This is a genomic window from Rhodococcus sp. MS13 (assembly GCF_013277835.1).
In the GTDB taxonomy this organism is placed as follows: Bacteria; Actinomycetota; Actinomycetes; order Mycobacteriales; family Mycobacteriaceae; genus Rhodococcus_F; species Rhodococcus_F erythropolis.
Genome location: NZ_VBTL01000009.1, coordinates 592,958 through 610,329 on the forward strand (window position 1 = coordinate 592,958; position 17,372 = coordinate 610,329).

Here is a 17,372-nt window from a genome sequence, read left to right on the forward strand (position 1 = left end):
TGCCAGTATGAGTGGCATGTCTTCACTCTCCGGTTCTACCGCGCAGCCAGGTCCGGCGCCCACCCTGTGTGGGCGTCCGGTCGCGGTCGACCGTGCATTGGTGATGGCGATCGTCAACCGCACTCCCGATTCCTTCTACGACCAGGGCGCGACGTTCTCGGATTCGGCAGCGATGGCTGCCGTCGACAGGGCCGTCGACGAGGGCGCCGATCTGGTGGACATCGGGGGAGTGAAAGCCGGGCCAGGTGACCTCGTCGACGCCGACGAAGAGGTCAGGCGGGTGGTTCCGTTTGTCGCCGCGATCAGAGCCAAGTACCCCGAGCTGATCATCAGCGTCGACACCTGGCGGAGCGGCGTCGCGCGGTTGGCACGCGGCGAAGGCGCCGACCTGATCAACGACACGTGGGCGGGTGCGGATCCGGAACTCGTTGTGGTTGCCGCCGAGACTGGTGCCGGGATCGTCTGCTCGCACACGGGTGGTGCGGTTCCGCGCACCCGCCCGCACCGTGTCCGCTACGACGACGTCGTCGCAGATGTGGTCACCGAGGTCGTGCCGGCGGCAGAACGCGCCCTGGCACTCGGAGTGCCGCGTGACGCGATTCTGATCGATCCCACTCACGATTTCGGTAAGAACACCTTCCACGGGCTCGAGTTGTTGCGAAAAGTGGACGTTCTTGTAAACACCGGGTGGCCAGTGCTGATGGCGCTGAGCAATAAGGACTTCATCGGGGAGACTCTTGGTGTGGAGCTTTCCGAGAGGTTGGAGGGAACATTGGCAGCGACAGCAATGGCCGCGGCTGGCGGCGCCCGGGTGTTCCGTGTTCACGAGGTGGCGTCCACCCGTCGAGTAGTCGACATGGTGGCCGCGATCCAAGGACGCCGTGCCCCGGTACGTACGGTTCGAGGTCTGGCATGAGCATCACCGGTGCGGGCCCGACCCGCGTATGGGCAGAAGCCAACAGTTGGGACCATCCGAGTTGGACGGTCGCCGAACTCGAACGGGCGAAGGGTGGCCGAACCGTCTCGGTGGTGTTGCCCGCGCTCAATGAAGAGGACACCGTTGCTGCGGTGGTCGACACCATTCACCCGTTGCTCGGTGGTTTGGTCGACGAGTTGATCGTTCTCGATTCCGGTTCGACCGACCGTACCGCCGAGCGTGCTCGCGCGGCGGGGGCGACGGTGATCAGTCGTGAGAGCGCAGTCCCGTCCATCCCGCCGACCGCGGGCAAGGGTGAAGTGTTGTGGCGTTCGGTCGCCGCAACGACCGGCGATCTGATCGCATTCGTCGACTCCGATCTCATCAATCCCGATCCAGCGTTCGTGCCGAAACTGCTGGGGCCGCTGCTCACGGTGGACGGCATCCATCTGGTGAAGGGCTACTACCGCCGTCCGCTGCGCGTGAGCGGCACGGAGGACGCCAACGGCGGCGGACGAGTCACGGAATTGGTTGCGCGGCCCATGTTGGCTGCGCTGCGGCCCGAACTCACGTCGGTACTGCAACCATTGGGCGGTGAATACGCGGGCACCCGTGAGCTGCTGTCGGCTGTTCCGTTTGCGCCCGGCTACGGCGTCGAGATCGGCCTTCTGCTCGACACGTACGACACGTTGGGGCTGGCGGCGATCGGTCAGGTCAATCTCGGTGTGCGCAAGCATCGCAACCGGCCGCTCGCCGACCTCGGCGTGATGAGCCGGCAGATCATCGGAACGATGCTCCGGCGGTGCGGGATCGAGGATTCGGGTGCCGGGTTGACCCAATTCCTGGTCGACGGCGATTCTTTCGTGCCCGAGACCACTGAGGTTTCGCTACTCGATCGACCCCCGATGAATTCGATAGTGCGCACCGCGGGGGTCTGACCGCTCACACTCGGGTATGGGAGTATCGGTTCATGATGACGATCCTCCTGTACCTGATTGTCATGGCACTGGTCGGCGCGATGATCTTCCTCGCCGCCAGCGCTGTGTTCGGGCGCTCGGAAGAGCTGCCGCCGCTGCCTCCTGGCACGACGGCGACCGTACTCCCGGCAGAGGACGTCACCGGGGCGGATGTCGACGCTCTTCGTTTTCAGCAGGTGTTGCGTGGATACAAGGCGAGTGAAGTGGATTGGGCCCTGCATCGCCTCGGGTTGGAAATCGATTCTCTGCGTGCGCAACTGGGCCGTGACGAGAAGTCCGAGGTTCTGGTGAAGGCGGATGCTCCGGCCAAGGCCGAAGCAACGCGGGAGGCGCCTGAGACCGAATCCGAAGCGAAGGATTCCCAGGGCTGATGGCAGACGGACTGGTTCGGTGCGGCTGGGTGGTCGAGACGCCCGGTGACTCGCTGTACCGCGACTATCACGACGAGGAGTGGGGGCGTCCGCTGCACGGGCGCGACGAACTGTTCGAACGGCTCGCCCTCGAAGCATTCCAATCGGGGCTTTCTTGGATCACGATTCTGCGCAAACGCGAGGCGTTCCGCGAAGCCTTCGACGGGTTCGATCCGGACAAGGTCGCAGCGTACGGAGTTGCGGATGTGGAGAGATTGCTCTCCGATGCCGCGATCGTCCGCAATCGCGCGAAGATCGAGGCGACGATTTCCAACGCCCGAGTGCTCGTGAATTCACCCGATCTGGACCTCGATTCGTTACTCTGGTCGTTCTCGCCGCCTCGACGCACCAGACGACTGACATCAATTGCAGAGGTTCCGGCGGTCACTCCCGAGTCGACTGCCATGGCTAAGGAACTCAAGCGACGCGGGTTCAAGTTTGTGGGTCCTACCACGGCTTATGCGCTCATGCAGGCTACCGGAATGGTCGACGATCACGTGGCTGATTGCTGGGTTCCGGCGCAGGTGTGACGGTCGACTGAACACTCCTAAATGTGACTCAGATTCCCGGTTCCTGCATCCATAGGGAACAATGGAGGGTACGAGCCTCGCTGATTGTTGGCGGGGCGCACCGTTAGTCGAGGCGCAGAGCAATGCAGCGCAGATCTGGAGGGAGCAGAGGATGGCGGCCATGAAGCCCCGGACCGGGGACGGTCCCCTCGAAGCAACCAAAGAGGGACGAGGAATCGTCATGCGGGTTCCACTCGAGGGTGGCGGACGCCTCGTCGTCGAGCTGACCCCGGATGAAGCTGCAGCGCTCGGTGTGGAACTCACGAACGTCACCAGCTAGTCGGGTCCAGGTTGTAGCAGTACGAACAACAGCACGTGATTGCACGCAGGCTCCGTATCCGTTTCGGTACGGGGCCTGAAGTGTGCGCACCGCCGGTAGCCGAAAGGACGGATCAATGCTTGCCGCCGTGGTCGATCTACTGTCCTGTCCGCAGTGCGCCGCAGAGCTGGAATTGGTGGACGGCGCCGCCGAGTGCGATCGCGGACATCGATTCGACGTGGCTCGCCAGGGTTACGTGAGCCTGATCAGTGGCGGTGCCACGAAGTTCACCGGCGACAGTGCCGAGATGATCGCCGCGCGTGCACGACTTCTCGGCGCCGGCCACTTCGGCCCGCTGATGGATGCCGTTTCCCGGGCCTGCGCGACGACGGCAGGGGCGGATCCTGCGCGGATCGTCGAAATCGGTGCAGGCACAGGACAATACCTCGCACACGTCGTGGATTCGCTGCCTGATTCTCGGGCAATAGCCTTGGACGTGTCCAAGTTCGCGGCACGGCGAGCGGCGAAGATCCACGAAAGGATCGGCTCGATCGTCGCGGACGTCTGGCAACCACTTCCGATTCGAGACGGAGTGCTCTCCCACGTGCTCTGTGTGTTCGCTCCACGCAACGGTCCGCAGTCCCATCGAGTTCTCGCCGATGACGGCGTTCTGGTGGTCCTGACGCCCACCGACAGGCATCTGCGCGAGCTGATCGACATTCTCGAGATGGTCAAGGTCGACGATCGTAAGGTGGAACGTCTCGAATCGTCGATGGCCGGCTTGTTCGAGCGCGTGAGCAGCGACGAGGTCGAGTTCACGATGTCACTCTCACACCAGGACGTTCTCGACCTGGTGGGGATGGGGCCGTCGGCGAGGCACCTGACGCCGGCCGATCTGGCTGCCGCCGTGGCGAAGCTGCCGCAGCCGAGCACCGTCACCGCGTCGGCGACGGTCTCGACCTATCGCAAGATCTGACGCGGATCAGCGTCTCGTGACGGCGTCCGCGTAGACCTCGAGCGTCTGCTTGGCGATTTCGGCCCAGGAGAACTCGTCGATAGCACGGATTCTGCCCGCACGACCCATCGCGTCGGCGCCTTCTCGGTCGGCGACAACGGCATTGACGGTGGCAGCGAGTGATTCCTCGAATGCGTTCGGCTCGTAGGCGTTGTAGTGCACGAGTCGACCGGTGACGCCGTCGGCGACCACCTCGGGGATACCGCCGACATCGGAAGCGACCACGGCGGTCTCACACGCCATGGCTTCGAGATTGACGATTCCGAGGGGCTCGTACACCGAAGGGCAGACGAATACCGTTGCTGCCGAGAGTATTTCCCTGATCTGCTCGGTCGGGAGCATCTCGCGCACCCAGTAGACATTGCCCCGATGTCTGGCGAGTTCGGCCACTGCCTTCTCCGTTTCGGCGGCGATCTCCGGCGTATCGGGAGCGCCGGCGCACAGCACGAGCTGAATCTCCGGGTCGAAGTGGTGTGCTGCCGCGACGAGGTGCCCGACGCCCTTCTGCCTAGTGATCCGTCCGACAAAGGCCACGATGGGTTTTGCGGGGTCGACGCCGATCGACGCGAGTGCGGACGGCGCTCCCGGCGCAGATCCCCCGGGATGCCATACCTCGGTGTCGATTCCGTTGCGCACTACGTGAACGCGACTCGGATCGACGGCGGGGTACGCGTCGAGGACGTCGAGTCGCATACCGGAACTGACGGCGATGATCGCGTCTGCGTGCTCGACGGCGTTGCGTTCGGACCACGACGAGATCCGATAGCCGCCGCCTAGCTGTTCGGCCTTCCACGGGCGTCTGGGCTCGAGTGAGTGAGCGGTGAGGATGTGCGGCACGTCGTAGAGAGCCGACGCGAGATGCCCGGCCAGTCCGGTGTACCAGGTGTGGGAGTGGACGATGTCGACACCGGCCGCGGCGTCCGCCATCCGCAACTCGGTGGAGAGCGTCGTCAAGGCTGGGTTGGATCCGGCGAGAGCGGGGTCGGGAGAGTGGACGATCGCGCCTTCGCGCGGGGCGCCCATGCAGTGCACGTCGACCTCGCACAACCGCTTCATCTGAGCGACGAGCTCGGTTACGTGTACTCCTGCACCGCCGTAGATCTCCGGCGGGTATTCCTTGGTCATCATTGCGACTCGCACGCGCTAAACCTAACCGCCCGTGGTCGATCCGGCTACCGATCGCGTTATCCCCGACCGTTCGGAGGGGGACACGATCGGACCTCTCGGACTGCTTCGCTAGCGGGAGTTCACCAGTGCGGATAGGTTAGCGGTGTGAGAAGCCAGCCGCATGTGCTTGGAATCGTGCTCGCCGGGGGCGAGGGCAAACGCTTGTATCCGCTGACCGCGGACAGAGCGAAGCCCGCAGTGCCCTTCGGAGGTGCATATCGACTTATCGACTTCGTGTTGAGCAACCTTGTCAACGCGGGATATCTGCGTATTTGTGTGTTGACGCAATACAAGTCACATTCACTCGACCGTCACATTTCGCAGACGTGGCGATTGTCCGGGTTCGCGGGTGAGTACATCACTCCGGTCCCGGCCCAGCAGCGGCTCGGGCCGCGCTGGTACACCGGCAGTGCCGACGCAATCCTGCAGTCGCTCAATCTCGTTTACGACGAGGACCCCGAGTACATCGTGGTTTTCGGTGCCGACCACGTGTACCGGATGGATCCGGAACAGATGGTGCAGCACCACATCGAATCCGGGGCAGGCGTGACGGTCGCGGGTATTCGTGTACCGCGAAGTGAGGCTTTCGCTTTCGGCTGCATCGACAGTGACGAGTCCGGACGCATCACGCAGTTCCTGGAAAAGCCCGCCCATCCTCCCGGCACACCGGACGACCCAAATTCCACGTTCGCGTCCATGGGTAACTATGTGTTCACCACCAAGGTGCTCGTGGACGCCATCCGCGCCGATTCCGAGAACTCCGATTCCGACCACGACATGGGCGGAGACATCATTCCCGCCTTGGTCGCCGCGGGTGAGGCGTCGGTCTACGACTTCAAGGACAACGTCGTTCCCGGCGCCACCGATCGAGACCGCGGTTACTGGCGTGACGTCGGTACCCTCGACGCCTTCTACGACGCTCATATGGACCTCGTGTCGGTGCACCCGATCTTCAATCTCTACAACCGTCGCTGGCCCATCCGCGGCGCCACCGAGAATCTCGCGCCCGCCAAGTTCGTGAAGGGCGGACTCGCTCAGGAATCAGTGGTCGGTGCGGGGTCGATCCTGTCCGCGGCGACCGTGCGCAATTCGGTACTCAGTTCCAACGTGATGATCGAGGACGGTGCGACCGTCGAGGGCAGCGTGCTGATGCCGGGTGTGCGCATCGGCAAGGGCGCCGTCGTGCGGCGCGCGATCCTCGACAAGAACGTCGTGGTCGGTGACGGCGAAATCATCGGCGTCGATCTCGAACGTGACCGCGAACGATTTGCCGTCAGTCAGGGTGGCGTCGTCGCCATCGGTAAGGGCGTCTGGATCTAGAGCTTGCTCGCGCAGAGGAGGCCGTCGCCGAGGGGGAGGAGGACTCGAATGAGTCGCTCGTCCTCGGTCACGGCCTTTGCTGCTTCTCGGACCGCAACCGTTGTCGCGTCGCGAGCGGAGCTGTCGGCAACGCGGCCGTCGGCCAGGGCGTTGTGCAGAACGATGACACCGCCGGAGCGCAGCAGGCGGACACCTTCGCGGACGTAGTGGGGGTGGTCGATCGCGGCGCAGTCGACGAACACCAGGTCGTAGCCGCCGTCTGCGAGCCGGGGAAGTACGTCGAGAGCCCGTCCGTTGATCAGGCGAGTGCGTGCCGGAGCGATTCCGCTTTCGCGGAAGGTCAGCTTGGCCGCCCGCTGGTGTTCGGGCTCACTGTCGATCGTGGTCAGGACGCCGTCGTCGCGCATGCCGTGCAGAAGCCACAGGCTGCTCACGCCGGCTCCGGTACCCACCTCGACGGCCGTCTTCGCGTCGAGCATCCTCGCGAACATCGCGAGCGTCGCACCGACGGCGGGCGTCACCGGATGGGCTCCGAGATCCAGCGCTCGATCTCGCGCCGCGGTCAAAATCTCGTCCTCGGAAACTACGTCCTCGACGTGGCGGAGTATCTGTTCGGCGTGGGTCACGCTCATGAGGTTATCGGGCGGTTCGGATTGTCGCTGCAAGGCGCGCAGTCACCAGGATTCTCAGGAATCCCTCAGGCTCCTCATATGGCGTGCACACCGCGATGAGAAAAGGTGTATACATCGCCGGATCGAAGATCGCACGGCGGTATCGATTTTTACCAAGTTGGTCTTTCGCAGCTCGGTGATCGGGAACAAATCACAGCAACGGCTGGTTCTCCCGAATATCGCGCACTACGTGATTCGGACAACGCGGTGATCGAACTACGCGATCCCGAGCAGGAGGATCAACTTATTTACCAGGTCAACGACGAGCCTCGCCCTCGAGAGTCGGAAGTTTTGACGACGGAATCGGCTGTGGATTCCGAATTGATCGGCACTGCTGTGTTCGATGCAACTGGTGAGAAGTCCTCCATGCCGTCTTGGGACGAACTCGTGCGTCAGCACGGTGACCGGGTGTACCGCCTGGCCTACCGGTTGTCAGGCGATGCCCAGGACGCCGAGGACTTGACGCAGGACACCTTCATTCGGGTGTTCCGCTCGCTCTCCGATTATCAGCCCGGAACTTTCGAGGGCTGGTTGCACCGCATCACCACAAACCTGTTCCTCGACATGGTTCGCCGACGCAACCGTATCCGTATGGAAGCGCTGCCCGAGGACTACGACCGCGTTCCCTCACCCGGTCCGGACCCCGAGCAGATCTACCACGACGCGCGCCTCGACGCAGGTCTGCAGGCCGCACTCGACTCACTCGCACCTGAATTTCGCGCCGCTGTTGTGCTCTGTGACATCGAAGGTCTGTCGTACGAGGAAATCGGTGCCACACTGGGAGTGAAGCTCGGAACGGTTCGTAGCCGTATCCATCGTGGGCGACAGGCGATTCGTGATCATCTGGCAGCGCAGCGCGCAGCCGAATCCGAACTCGTCGGTTTCTGACGGTCGGGTTCGAGCTACAGAGCGGGACGTGGTCAATCACCTGGAGGGACGAATGACGGAGGCGCGGGCACATCGCCAGTTCGGTTCGACCGAACATCTGGCCAGCGAGGCAATCGCTGCCTACGTCGACGGAGAACTCCGAATGCAGGCCTACTTGCGGGCCTCGCATCACATCTCGATCTGCGCCGAGTGCGCTGCGGCCGTCGATGCTCAGCAGCAGGCACGTGGTGCGCTGCGTCGAAGCGGCGAGATGACGATGCCGTTGTCCCTGGTTGGACTTCTCAGTCAGATTCCCTCGTGCAACAGTCCGACCACCGGACCCAATTCGGAAAATGCCGACGGTTCCGTCGGCAATCAGCCCGCAGGCTTTTCCACCATCAGCAAGCGGTTGTCCCGTCGCTGGCGCAAATGACGCCGCGCGCGCTGGCGCAAATGACGCCGCGCGCCAGCTTCCCGGCACGGATCAGTGATACTGGACAACGTGACTGACGGAAAGAGGGGGCACTCCGGAGTGAGCGCGGATTCTTCGGCAAGCGGTTCTGCGGATCGACCGGCAGATGCGCCGGTGCTCGACCCCCGGCCGGTGTACCGACCTCAGATCGATCCGGCCTCGCGCCAGGTGTTCGGTCGGCCGAGTGGAGTCGAGGGCTCGTTCACTCCGATTGCCACGCGATCGACCCCGTCTTCCGATGTCGTGATCGGGAATCCGGACCCGGTTCTGGCCGAAGCGTTCGGTCGACCGGCAGACGCCACCGAGTCGATCGGTCGCGATCCCGAGGCGTCGGCGAACAACACACCCGACGAAGAACCCTCGCGTGATCCGTGGCGCGATCCTGAATCCGAGGTCTCGCTGGGCAAGCCTGCAGAGTCCGAGGCGCCGGTGCGGTTGCCTCCCGCCCAGAAGCTCGACGTGCGTGAGCTGTTGTTCGGTCGCAAGGTCGCCCCCTCCGCACTGGCCGCGCTTGCGGGCATGGCACTTGTCATCGCTCTTGTCGGTGGCTTGCTCGCCACTGTCATCACCGCCGACCGCAGTTCACTCACCAGCTCACGTGTCACGCTGGTTCAATCCGGCGGCGGGGAACAGCCGGAGTCGCAGGTGGCGAAGGTCGCCGACGCAGTGTTGCCTTCCGTGGTGTCGATTCAGGTCGCCGTCGGTGACCAGGGCAGTACGGGTTCCGGTGTGGTCATCGACGGCGCCGGATACATCGTCACCAACAACCACGTGATCTCCTCGGCCGTACCGCCTGCTCAGGACGCGAAGATCCAGGTGATCTTCTCCGACGGAACCAAGACCGACGCCCAGATCGTCGGACGTGACGTCAAGACAGACCTCGCGGTGCTCAAGGTGTCGGCCAACAATCTGACGGTCGCTCAGCTCGGAAAATCCGAGGATGTTCAGGTCGGCGACGACGTCGTCGCCGTCGGCTCACCGCTCGGATTGAGCAAGACCGTCACCCGCGGGATCGTCAGTGCGCTGAACCGGCCTCTGCGTTTGTCGGGTGAAGGCACCGACACCAACGCCGTCATCGACGCCGTCCAGACCGATGCGGCGATCAACCACGGCAACTCGGGTGGTGCACTCGTCGACGACGAAGCCCGCGTCATCGGTATCAACACGGCCATGCTCAGCGAGTCCGGTGGTTCGGTCGGGCTCGGCTTCGCGATCCCGATCGATACGGTCACCGAGGTGGCGCAGACCATCATTCGCGACGGCAAGGTTCATCACCCCGACATCGGCGTGAATGCCCGCACCGCGGTCAACGACGCGACCAGCGGTGCTGCGGTGGCCAACGTCCGCGACGGCAGCCCAGCTCAGCGTGCGGGGATCGTCGAGGGTGACGTCATCGTCAAGGTCGGTGACCGACCGGTGACGAGTGCCGACGAACTGGTGGTTGCGGTCAACGCGACGACCGTCGATCAGCCGGTCAACGTCCAGTTGATCCGCGACGGACGGCAGGTCGACATTTCGGTCACGCCTGTGTCCGACTGATCGGACCCTGCGATCTTCCTGTGAGGTTGATCCGGACATGCGCGCACCGAGCGAGCACACAGTAGGCTGACCCTGTGTTTGGCAACATCGGTTGGGGCGAGTTCATGATCCTCCTCGTAGCAGCTCTGGTCATCTTGGGACCTGAGCGGCTTCCTGGTGCGGTCTCCTGGGTCACGAAGTCCCTGAGGCAGGTGCGCGAATATGCTTCGGGCGCTTCCAATCAGCTCAAGGAAGAACTGGGCACCGATTTCGAGGATCTGCGTAAACCACTCGCAGATCTGAACAAGCTGCGCGGAATGACGCCGCGCGCTGTGATCACCCAGCACCTCCTCGACGGCGACGACTCCATCTTCACAGGCAACTTCGACAAAAAGCCGCAGAGCGGAGTGCAGGAGCCGAAGACGCTGTCGAAGGACAAGCCACTCACCGCGGGCGAACGTCCTCCTGTGGACTTCGACGCAACCTAGATTCGACATACGAAAGGGCGCCTCTCACCGATCGGTGACAGGCGCCCTTTCGCATGCGGGGTTCTACAAGTTGCGAACCGTATTGATACCGAGCGACATTCCGGCCAGCCCGCGCTGACGGACGGCCAACTTGTCGGCGATGTCCTTGAGTGCGATGGCCGCGGGTGAATCGGGAGCGCTGAGGACGATCGGCGTCCCGGCGTCGCCTGCCTCGCGGACGGACGGGTCCAGCGGAATCTGTCCGAGAAGCGGAACCTTGGCGCCGACGGCCTTCGTGAGGCGATCGGAGACGGTCTGCCCGCCGCCTTCGCCGAAGACGTCCATGCGGGTGCCGTCGGGAAGTTCGAGCCACGACATGTTCTCGACGACGCCGGCGACGCGCTGGCGGGTCTGCAGGGCGATGGCGCCCGCTCGCTCGGCGACCTCGGCAGCGGCCTGCTGCGGTGTGGTGACGACCAGGATCTCGGCGCTCGGGATGAGCTGAGCCACCGAGATGGCGATGTCACCGGTGCCGGGCGGCAGATCGAGCAGCAGCACGTCCAGATCGCCCCAGAACACGTCGGCGAGGAACTGCTGGAGTGCGCGGTGAAGCATCGGTCCGCGCCAGACGACAGGAGTGTTGCCCTGGGTGAACTGCGCGATGGAGATCATCTTCACGTCGTGTGCAACCGGCGGCATGATCATGCGCTCGACCTGAGTGGGCTTGGCGTCGGTGCCGAGCATGCGGGGGATCGAGTGACCGTAGATATCCGCGTCGAGTACGCCGACAGACAGTCCGCGCGCGGCCATTGCTGCCGCGAGATTGACTGTCACACTGGACTTTCCGACGCCACCCTTGCCGGAGGCTACGGCGTAGACGCGGGTGAGTGAACCCGGCTGGGCGAACGGGATGACGGGTTCGGCGGAATCGCCGCGAAGCGACTTGCGGAGCTCGGTCCGCTGGGCGTCGTCCATGACGTCGAGTTCGACGCGGATCGCACCGACCCCGGCGACGTCGGCGACGGCCTTGGTGACGCGTTCGGTGATCTCGGTGCGCATCGGGCAACCGGCGGTCGTGAGATAGATGCCGATGTCGACGCTGTTGTCACTGGAGAGGGAGATCCCCTTGACCATCCCCAGCTCGGTGATGGGTTTGCGGATCTCTGGGTCCAGAACTCGCGCGAGCGCGGAGCGAACGTCGGACTCGGTCAGTACAGACATGACTCCATGGTAAGTCCAGGTAGGTCAGTGGATGCGCGGCAGGTCCGATGCGGCGGGCACGATGCCGGTGGAGTACCCGAGCGACCAGGCCAGAACATTGGCAACGTAGGCGGCCGAGTTGTTGTAGCGGTGGATCGCGGAGGCAACCTGGGTGACGTCCTGCATGTTGAGTCCGCCGTCGCACAGGTACTTGCCGGTGGTCAGTGCGGAGTCGAAGAGGTTCTGGGGGTCGGCGATTCCGTCACCGTTGCCGTCGCCGGCGTACTGGTTCCAGGTGGACGGGATGAACTGCATCGGGCCGACTGCGCGGTCGTAGACGGTGTCGCCGTCGAGGGCGCCGCCGTCGGTGTCCATGATGACGGCCTGGCCGGGAAGGCTGCCGTTGAGTGGCAGGCCGATCACGGGCTTGTAGAGGTTGCCGTTCGCGTCGGCGTCCTTGCCGTCGTTGGCGTGGCCGGATTCGACGCGGCCGATACCGGCGAGGAGTGTCCAGTGCATGTTGCAGTTGGGCTTCTCGACGGCGAGGATCCGCTCGGCGTTCTGGTATGCGGCGACGCTCACGCTCGGGATTCCGAGTGCACCCTCGGCCATGGAGGCTGGGAGCGGGGGAGTCGCCTGCACGGGAGCCAACGGCGCGGGTTCCGGCGCGGGGGCGGGAGCGGGCTCGGCGATTGCTTCGACGGCGGGCAGAATCTGCGCTTGCGGTTCCTGCGTGGCTTGCGCGGCAGTGTCCACCGTTTCGGCGGAGCTGGTGTTGAAGAACGGAACCTTGGGAGCGGCGCCGGCCGTGTTGGCTGCGGTGACGAGTCCGATAGGGATGAGTCCGGTGAGCGCGATGACCGAATTTCGACGGATGTGCGAATCTGTCTTCTTGCTGTGCCGACCCACTGTGTATGCCTCCTGAACCTCCGCGAGGAGGTTTTCCGTTCAACTGACGGAGTCGAGGCTACCTGATTTGTTGCGCTTCCGTTATTCAACCGTGATCTGGAAGGGCAGTTTGGGGCATATGCACTGTTCTTTCGTGATTTTTTGGTTACAGAGCGGGCATGCCGGGAAGGCCCGGGAAGAACGGCGCGAATGCCGGAGCCGGGGCCGGTTCCGGTGCGGGGGCCGGTGCGGGTGACGGAGCGGGCTCAGGCGACGGGGCAGCCGGCGGCGAAGATTCCGCGGGCGCTGCGTCGGTGGTGGCGGGTGCCGTGGCGGCTACTGCCATTCCTGGGACCGTGCACGGCAGAAGGATGCCGTCCTGCAAGGCGTCGAGTGCTGCTGGATCCGGAAGGATCACGCACATGTCGTCGGGCCAGCGCCATCCCTCAGCCGTCAGAATCGGCCAGACGAGACCCCGTGAGGTGAGGACGGGGAGCGGGATGATCGGACCGGGAGCCGCGTTCCGGGCGGCGTTGGGTCCCGGAGTGGGGCTGGTCGGCGTTACTCCCGGCGGGATCAGTGCCTGGATCTCGGGTGAGAGCGCGGGCATGTCGGGCAGGCCTGGGAAGAGAGGGGTGGTGGTCGGAGTCGGCGTCGTCGACGCAGATTCCTTGTCACCTGCCGCCGGGTCGGTAGCTGCAGCAGCGGCGAGAACGGCCGAAGCGGCGGAGTCTGCCGAGGCGGCGGCGTTGATCGCCGAGCTGCCGGTGTTGATGCCGGTGGTGTACGGGAGCTGGCCGGAAGGAATGACACCGTTCTTGTATGCCGTCGACCACATGATCACGTTTGCCGCGTAGGCGGCCGAGTTGTTGTACCGCAGAACAGCTTTGGTTTCCTGAGCGACATCGCGCAGGTTGAGGCCGCCGCTGCAGAGGTACTTCGCTGCCGAGAGCGCCGCGTCGAAGACGTTGTTGGGGTCCTTGATTCCGTCCCCGTTGCCGTCGCTGGCATAACCGGCCCAGGTGGCCGGAATGAACTGCATCGGCCCGACAGCGCGGTCGTGGGTCGGGTCTCCGTCGATCGCTCCCTTGTCGGTGTCCCGAATGACTTCGTTGCCTGCCAGCCGTCCGTCGAGGACAGGGCCGAGGATCGGGGTGACCGTCGTACCCACCGACGTCGTCTTGCCGCCGTTGGCGTGACCGGATTCGATGCGTCCGATGCCGGCCAGGAGATGCCAGGGGATGCCGCAACCTGGCGCCTCGGTCATCATCACCAGTTCTGCGGAGCGGTACGCGTTCAGAACGATCTCGGGGATGCCCAGAGAGGTGAGGACGACGGCCGCAGCGTTGGGCGCTGCCGGAGCGCCGGCGACCGTATCGCTGGGTGGGGCAGATCGTTGCGTTCGGACGGTGCGGGGCGTCGGGAGGAAGTCGACAGAGTCCGGCTGCGCAACGGAGGCGGAGCCTGCGAGGGCGATGGGGACCTGCGACCCGCCGGATGGTGCGCTTCCGGCCGTGAGGGCTGCTGGACCTGTTACGACAAGCAGTCCCCCCACCAGTGTGGATGCTGCAATCATTCCGCGTACTCGCACGATTCCCCTTTGCTGGTGCTCCCGCCTCGGAGTACCCACCGTGATAATCCATCCTGCTGTGACTTACGTTACATATCGGTCACGGTGCGTGCAGCAAAACTCAGCGAACGCTCAGCTAGTTGTGACTTTGTTTCGCAGTATTCGAGTCACGGTGCTTCTTCTTCGGGGTCGGTTCGCCGTCGGCGGCAAGGATCGACTTGATCTCCTCGAGCTCCCGCCGCAGGTAGTCGCGGGTGGCGACCTCGCCGACGGCGATGCGCAGCGCTGCGAGTTCGCGAGCGAGGAATTCAGTGTCCGCTTTGGTTTGCTCGGCGCGTGAGCGGTCCTCCTCGAGCGAGACCCGGTCGCGATTCTCCTGACGATTCTGGGCCAGGAGGATCAGCGGCGCCGCGTAGGCGGCCTGGGTGGAGAAGGCGAGGTTGAGCAGGATGAACGGATACGGGTCCCACTGCAGCGCCACCGCGAACACGTTGATCAGGATCCAGACGATCACGATGATCGTCTGGATCGCGAGATAACGCCCGGTACCGAGGAAGCGGGCGATGCGTTCACTGACGCGCCCGACAGCTTCGACGTCGAAATCGAGATTGAACCGGCGGCTTCCGCGAGGCGTTTCCAGTCGTTGCCGTGCGGTCGTGCTCGACGCCCGTTCGCTCATCGGAGTAGTTCCTCGTCGTCGGAGTAATCCTCACGCCAGTCTTCCGGCAGGAGGTGATCGAGCACGTCGTCGACTGTCACGGCCCCGATCAGGTGGTTCTCGTCGTCCACGACCGGCCCGCATACCAAGTTGTAGGTCGCGAAGTATCGGGTGACCGACGCCAGCGAGTCGTCCGGCGCCAACCGGGGCATGTCGGTGTCGAGTATTCCGCCCACCAGGCTGGCGGGAGGCTCGCGGAGAAGCTTCTGCAAGTGGACGCAGCCGAGATACCGCCCGGTCGGAGTCGCCGTCGGCGGACGTACGACGAAGACCATGCTCGACAGCGCCGGGGTCACGTCGTAGTTGCGGGCGCGGGCAAGGGCCTCGGCGACGGTCGTCGAGGCCGTCAGTACCACCGGTTCGGGCGTCATCAGACCACCGGCAGTGTCCGGGGAGTGCTCGAGCAGGCGTCGAACAGGTTCGGAATCCTGCGGGTCCATCAACTGCAACAGTGATTCGGCTTCGGTCTCGGGCAGCTCGCCCAACAGGTCGGCGGCGTCGTCGGGATCCATCGCTTCGAGTAGATCGGCGGCACGTTCGACTTCCAGGTGCATCAGCAGATCGGTCTGGTCGTCCGCCGGCAGTTCCTGCACGACGTCGGCGAGGCGTTCGTCGTCGAGTGCCACGGCCAGTTCGTGGCGGCGCTTCTCCGGCAGTTCGCGCATGGCGTTGGCCACATCGGCGGGTCGCATCCCTTCGTACTGCAGAAGGAGGTGAGCTACGCCCTGGCCGGGGAGCGAGAGATCGCTCTGGGTGAGGCCGGCGACGTGCTGCCAGTCGACGATGTGAATCGCCGCGCGTCGACCGAGGCGTCCGCGATGGCCGCGAACGGCGACCTTCGAGACGACCCAGTCTCGCGTTCGCGTCGATTCGATCCCGAGGTCGACGACTATCGTGTCGACGCCGTGAAGCTCCTCGAGTTCCGGGTCGTCCACGCGCACATGCGAATCGAGTACCTGCGCCAGCGCGAGTACTTCACCCGGCCGCTGGTTGAAGCGCCGCAAACTGACGTTGCCCGTGGTCAGGGTGACCGCACTCGGCTCGATGGCTGTCACGCGGAGCATCGGAACGAAAATGCGTTTGCGCGTGAACATTTCGATCACCAGACCGAGAACCCGCGGTTGCTGGCGTCCGATACGGACCGTGATGACGACGTCGCGCACACGACCGATCGATTCGCCGTCCGGGCCGAGTACAACCAGGCCGGCAAGCCTGGCTGCAAATACCTTGCCTGCTGCTGCCATGATTGCAAGGCTAATTCGTCCAGCGTCAAAATCTGCAACGGCGCCACCGAAAATCGAGAAGGGCAGTCCGCAATGACTTCACGCAACCGTTCCCGTCGATCGGTATTGGCAGTTCCCGGCAGCAGTCGGAAGATGATCGACAAGGCGAAGGGATTGCCCGCCGACGAGATCTTCCTCGACCTCGAAGACGCGGTGGCGCCGTTGGCGAAGCAGGCGGCACGAGAGTCGATCGGCGACGCGCTGGCCGAGGACGGGTGGGGCAAACAGGTCAAGGTCGTCCGAGTCAACGACTGGACCACCGAATGGACGTATGCCGACGTCGTGGAGGTGGTCGGCCGCGCCGGAGCGCATCTGGACGCCATTCTGCTGCCCAAGGTTCCCGACGCGAGTCACGTCCAGGCACTCGATTTGTTGTTGACGCAGGTCGAGAAGGCCAACGGTCTCGAGGTCGGCAAGATCGGAATCGAGCCGCAGATCGAGAACGCGATCGGCTTGACCAACATCGACGCGATCGCCACCGCGAGCCCCCGCGTCGAGGCACTCGTGTTCGGCCCGGCCGACTTCATGGCGAGCTTGAACATGCGAACTCTGGTCGTCGGTGAGCAACCGGACGGCTACGACCGCGGTGACGCGTATCACCACATCTTGATGACCATCTTGATGGCCGCACGTGCACACGGCGTCCAGGCGATCGACGGTCCGTACCTCCAGATTCGCGACGTCGAGGCTTTCACTCGGTCGGCGGCGCGGACGGCAGCGCTCGGCTTCGACGGCAAGTGGGTTCTGCATCCCACGCAGATCGAGGCGGCCAACGAGGTGTTCAGTCCGCGCCAATCCGATTACGACCGTGCAGAACTCATCTTGGACGCGTACGCGTTCCACACCTCGGCCGCCGGAGGAGGGCGGGGCGCCGTCATGCTCGGCGACGAGATGATCGACGAGGCGAGTCGCAAGATGGCACTGGTGATTTCGGCCAAGGGCCGCGCCGCGGGGATGACGCGCACGTCGGAATTCACGCCGCCCGAACACGCCTGACGCTCGCATAGCCGAACGAATCAGGTCTGTAAAGGGCACAATAGGGGTAGATGTACTTGCGTCATCCGCGTGGATGACGTGCCCGAAAA

At 64.2% G+C, this 17,372-nt stretch carries 19 protein-coding genes; 12 read left to right on the top strand and 7 right to left on the bottom strand.

The window, feature by feature from the left end; all coding sequences use genetic code 11:
• Window positions 1–16 precede the first annotated feature (16 nt).
• From folP to FEZ59_RS20245, 6 genes are all read left to right on the top strand, one after another.
• A complete protein-coding gene (gene folP, locus FEZ59_RS20220) occupies window positions 17–916 on the top strand; it encodes a dihydropteroate synthase (protein WP_134999199.1) in 900 nt (299 codons plus the stop codon).
• Window positions 913–1,854, top strand: a complete 942-nt coding sequence (locus FEZ59_RS20225; RefSeq protein WP_019749363.1) for a glucosyl-3-phosphoglycerate synthase — start codon at window positions 913–915, stop codon at window positions 1,852–1,854. Before folP ends, FEZ59_RS20225 begins: the two co-directional genes overlap by 4 nt.
• A gap of 32 nt (window positions 1,855–1,886) precedes the next feature.
• On the top strand, window positions 1,887–2,264 hold the full coding sequence (locus FEZ59_RS20230; RefSeq protein WP_020970208.1) for a DivIVA domain-containing protein: 378 nt from the start codon (window positions 1,887–1,889) through the stop codon (window positions 2,262–2,264).
• Window positions 2,264–2,833 carry a DNA-3-methyladenine glycosylase I gene (locus FEZ59_RS20235; protein WP_019749361.1) on the top strand — a complete coding sequence of 190 codons (570 nt, stop codon included), beginning with the start codon at window positions 2,264–2,266 and terminating at the stop codon, window positions 2,831–2,833. Before FEZ59_RS20230 ends, FEZ59_RS20235 begins: the two co-directional genes overlap by 1 nt.
• A 151-nt stretch (window positions 2,834–2,984) precedes the next feature.
• Window positions 2,985–3,152, top strand: a complete 168-nt coding sequence (locus tag FEZ59_RS20240) for a DUF3117 domain-containing protein (RefSeq protein ID WP_003945169.1) — start codon at window positions 2,985–2,987, stop codon at window positions 3,150–3,152.
• Window positions 3,153–3,267: 115 nt separating this feature from the next.
• A complete protein-coding gene (locus FEZ59_RS20245; RefSeq protein WP_020970207.1) occupies window positions 3,268–4,107 on the top strand; it encodes a putative RNA methyltransferase in 840 nt (279 codons plus the stop codon).
• A gap of 6 nt (window positions 4,108–4,113) precedes the next feature.
• Here the strand turns inward: FEZ59_RS20245 and glgA are convergent, their stop codons facing one another.
• Window positions 4,114–5,286: a glycogen synthase gene (gene glgA / locus FEZ59_RS20250; RefSeq protein ID WP_070386685.1), complete on the bottom strand. Its 1,173-nt coding sequence runs from the start codon at window positions 5,284–5,286 to the stop codon at window positions 4,114–4,116.
• Between the two features lie 132 nt (window positions 5,287–5,418).
• On the opposite strand from glgA, the gene glgC reads away from it, so the two are divergent.
• A complete protein-coding gene (gene glgC / locus FEZ59_RS20255; protein ID WP_003945185.1) occupies window positions 5,419–6,633 on the top strand; it encodes a glucose-1-phosphate adenylyltransferase in 1,215 nt (404 codons plus the stop codon).
• Here glgC and FEZ59_RS20260 read toward each other — a convergent pair.
• On the bottom strand, window positions 6,630–7,265 hold the full coding sequence (locus FEZ59_RS20260) for an O-methyltransferase (RefSeq protein ID WP_007736091.1): 636 nt from the start codon (window positions 7,263–7,265) through the stop codon (window positions 6,630–6,632). The genes glgC and FEZ59_RS20260 overlap by 4 nt on opposite strands.
• Window positions 7,266–7,595: 330 nt before the next feature.
• Here FEZ59_RS20260 and sigE point away from each other — a divergent pair, with 330 nt between their 5' ends.
• The 4 genes from sigE to tatB all read left to right on the top strand — a co-directional run bounded on the left by sigE (window position 7,596) and on the right by tatB (window position 10,649).
• Window positions 7,596–8,192, top strand: coding sequence for an RNA polymerase sigma factor SigE (sigE, locus tag FEZ59_RS20265; RefSeq protein ID WP_029255812.1), 597 nt, complete (start codon window positions 7,596–7,598; stop codon window positions 8,190–8,192).
• 52 nt (window positions 8,193–8,244) lie between these two features.
• On the top strand, window positions 8,245–8,604 hold the full coding sequence (locus tag FEZ59_RS20270; protein WP_020970204.1) for a hypothetical protein: 360 nt from the start codon (window positions 8,245–8,247) through the stop codon (window positions 8,602–8,604).
• A gap of 99 nt (window positions 8,605–8,703) precedes the next feature.
• A complete protein-coding gene (locus FEZ59_RS20275) occupies window positions 8,704–10,182 on the top strand; it encodes a trypsin-like peptidase domain-containing protein (RefSeq protein WP_029255811.1) in 1,479 nt (492 codons plus the stop codon).
• A gap of 74 nt (window positions 10,183–10,256) precedes the next feature.
• Entirely contained in the window at window positions 10,257–10,649 is a 393-nt protein-coding gene (gene tatB / locus FEZ59_RS20280; RefSeq protein WP_003945177.1) for a Sec-independent protein translocase protein TatB, read from the top strand.
• Window positions 10,650–10,712: 63 nt separating this feature from the next.
• On the opposite strand, the gene FEZ59_RS20285 is transcribed toward tatB, so the two are convergent.
• The 5 genes from FEZ59_RS20285 to FEZ59_RS20305 all read right to left on the bottom strand — a co-directional run bounded on the left by FEZ59_RS20285 (window position 10,713) and on the right by FEZ59_RS20305 (window position 16,248).
• Entirely contained in the window at window positions 10,713–11,849 is a 1,137-nt protein-coding gene (locus FEZ59_RS20285) for an Mrp/NBP35 family ATP-binding protein (protein ID WP_003945178.1), read from the bottom strand.
• Between the two features lie 24 nt (window positions 11,850–11,873).
• Window positions 11,874–12,737: a lytic murein transglycosylase gene (locus tag FEZ59_RS20290; RefSeq protein ID WP_003945171.1), complete on the bottom strand. Its 864-nt coding sequence runs from the start codon at window positions 12,735–12,737 to the stop codon at window positions 11,874–11,876.
• Between the two features lie 145 nt (window positions 12,738–12,882).
• Window positions 12,883–14,292, bottom strand: coding sequence for a lytic murein transglycosylase (locus tag FEZ59_RS20295; protein WP_052740950.1), 1,410 nt, complete (start codon window positions 14,290–14,292; stop codon window positions 12,883–12,885).
• Between the two features lie 130 nt (window positions 14,293–14,422).
• A complete protein-coding gene (locus tag FEZ59_RS20300; RefSeq protein WP_003945067.1) occupies window positions 14,423–14,965 on the bottom strand; it encodes a DUF1003 domain-containing protein in 543 nt (180 codons plus the stop codon).
• On the bottom strand, window positions 14,962–16,248 hold the full coding sequence (locus tag FEZ59_RS20305; protein WP_019749352.1) for a CBS domain-containing protein: 1,287 nt from the start codon (window positions 16,246–16,248) through the stop codon (window positions 14,962–14,964). Before FEZ59_RS20305 ends, FEZ59_RS20300 begins: the two co-directional genes overlap by 4 nt.
• Before the next feature lie 72 nt (window positions 16,249–16,320).
• Here FEZ59_RS20305 and FEZ59_RS20310 point away from each other — a divergent pair, with 72 nt between their 5' ends.
• Entirely contained in the window at window positions 16,321–17,283 is a 963-nt protein-coding gene (locus FEZ59_RS20310) for a CoA ester lyase (protein ID WP_020908461.1), read from the top strand.
• Window positions 17,284–17,372 lie beyond the last annotated feature (89 nt).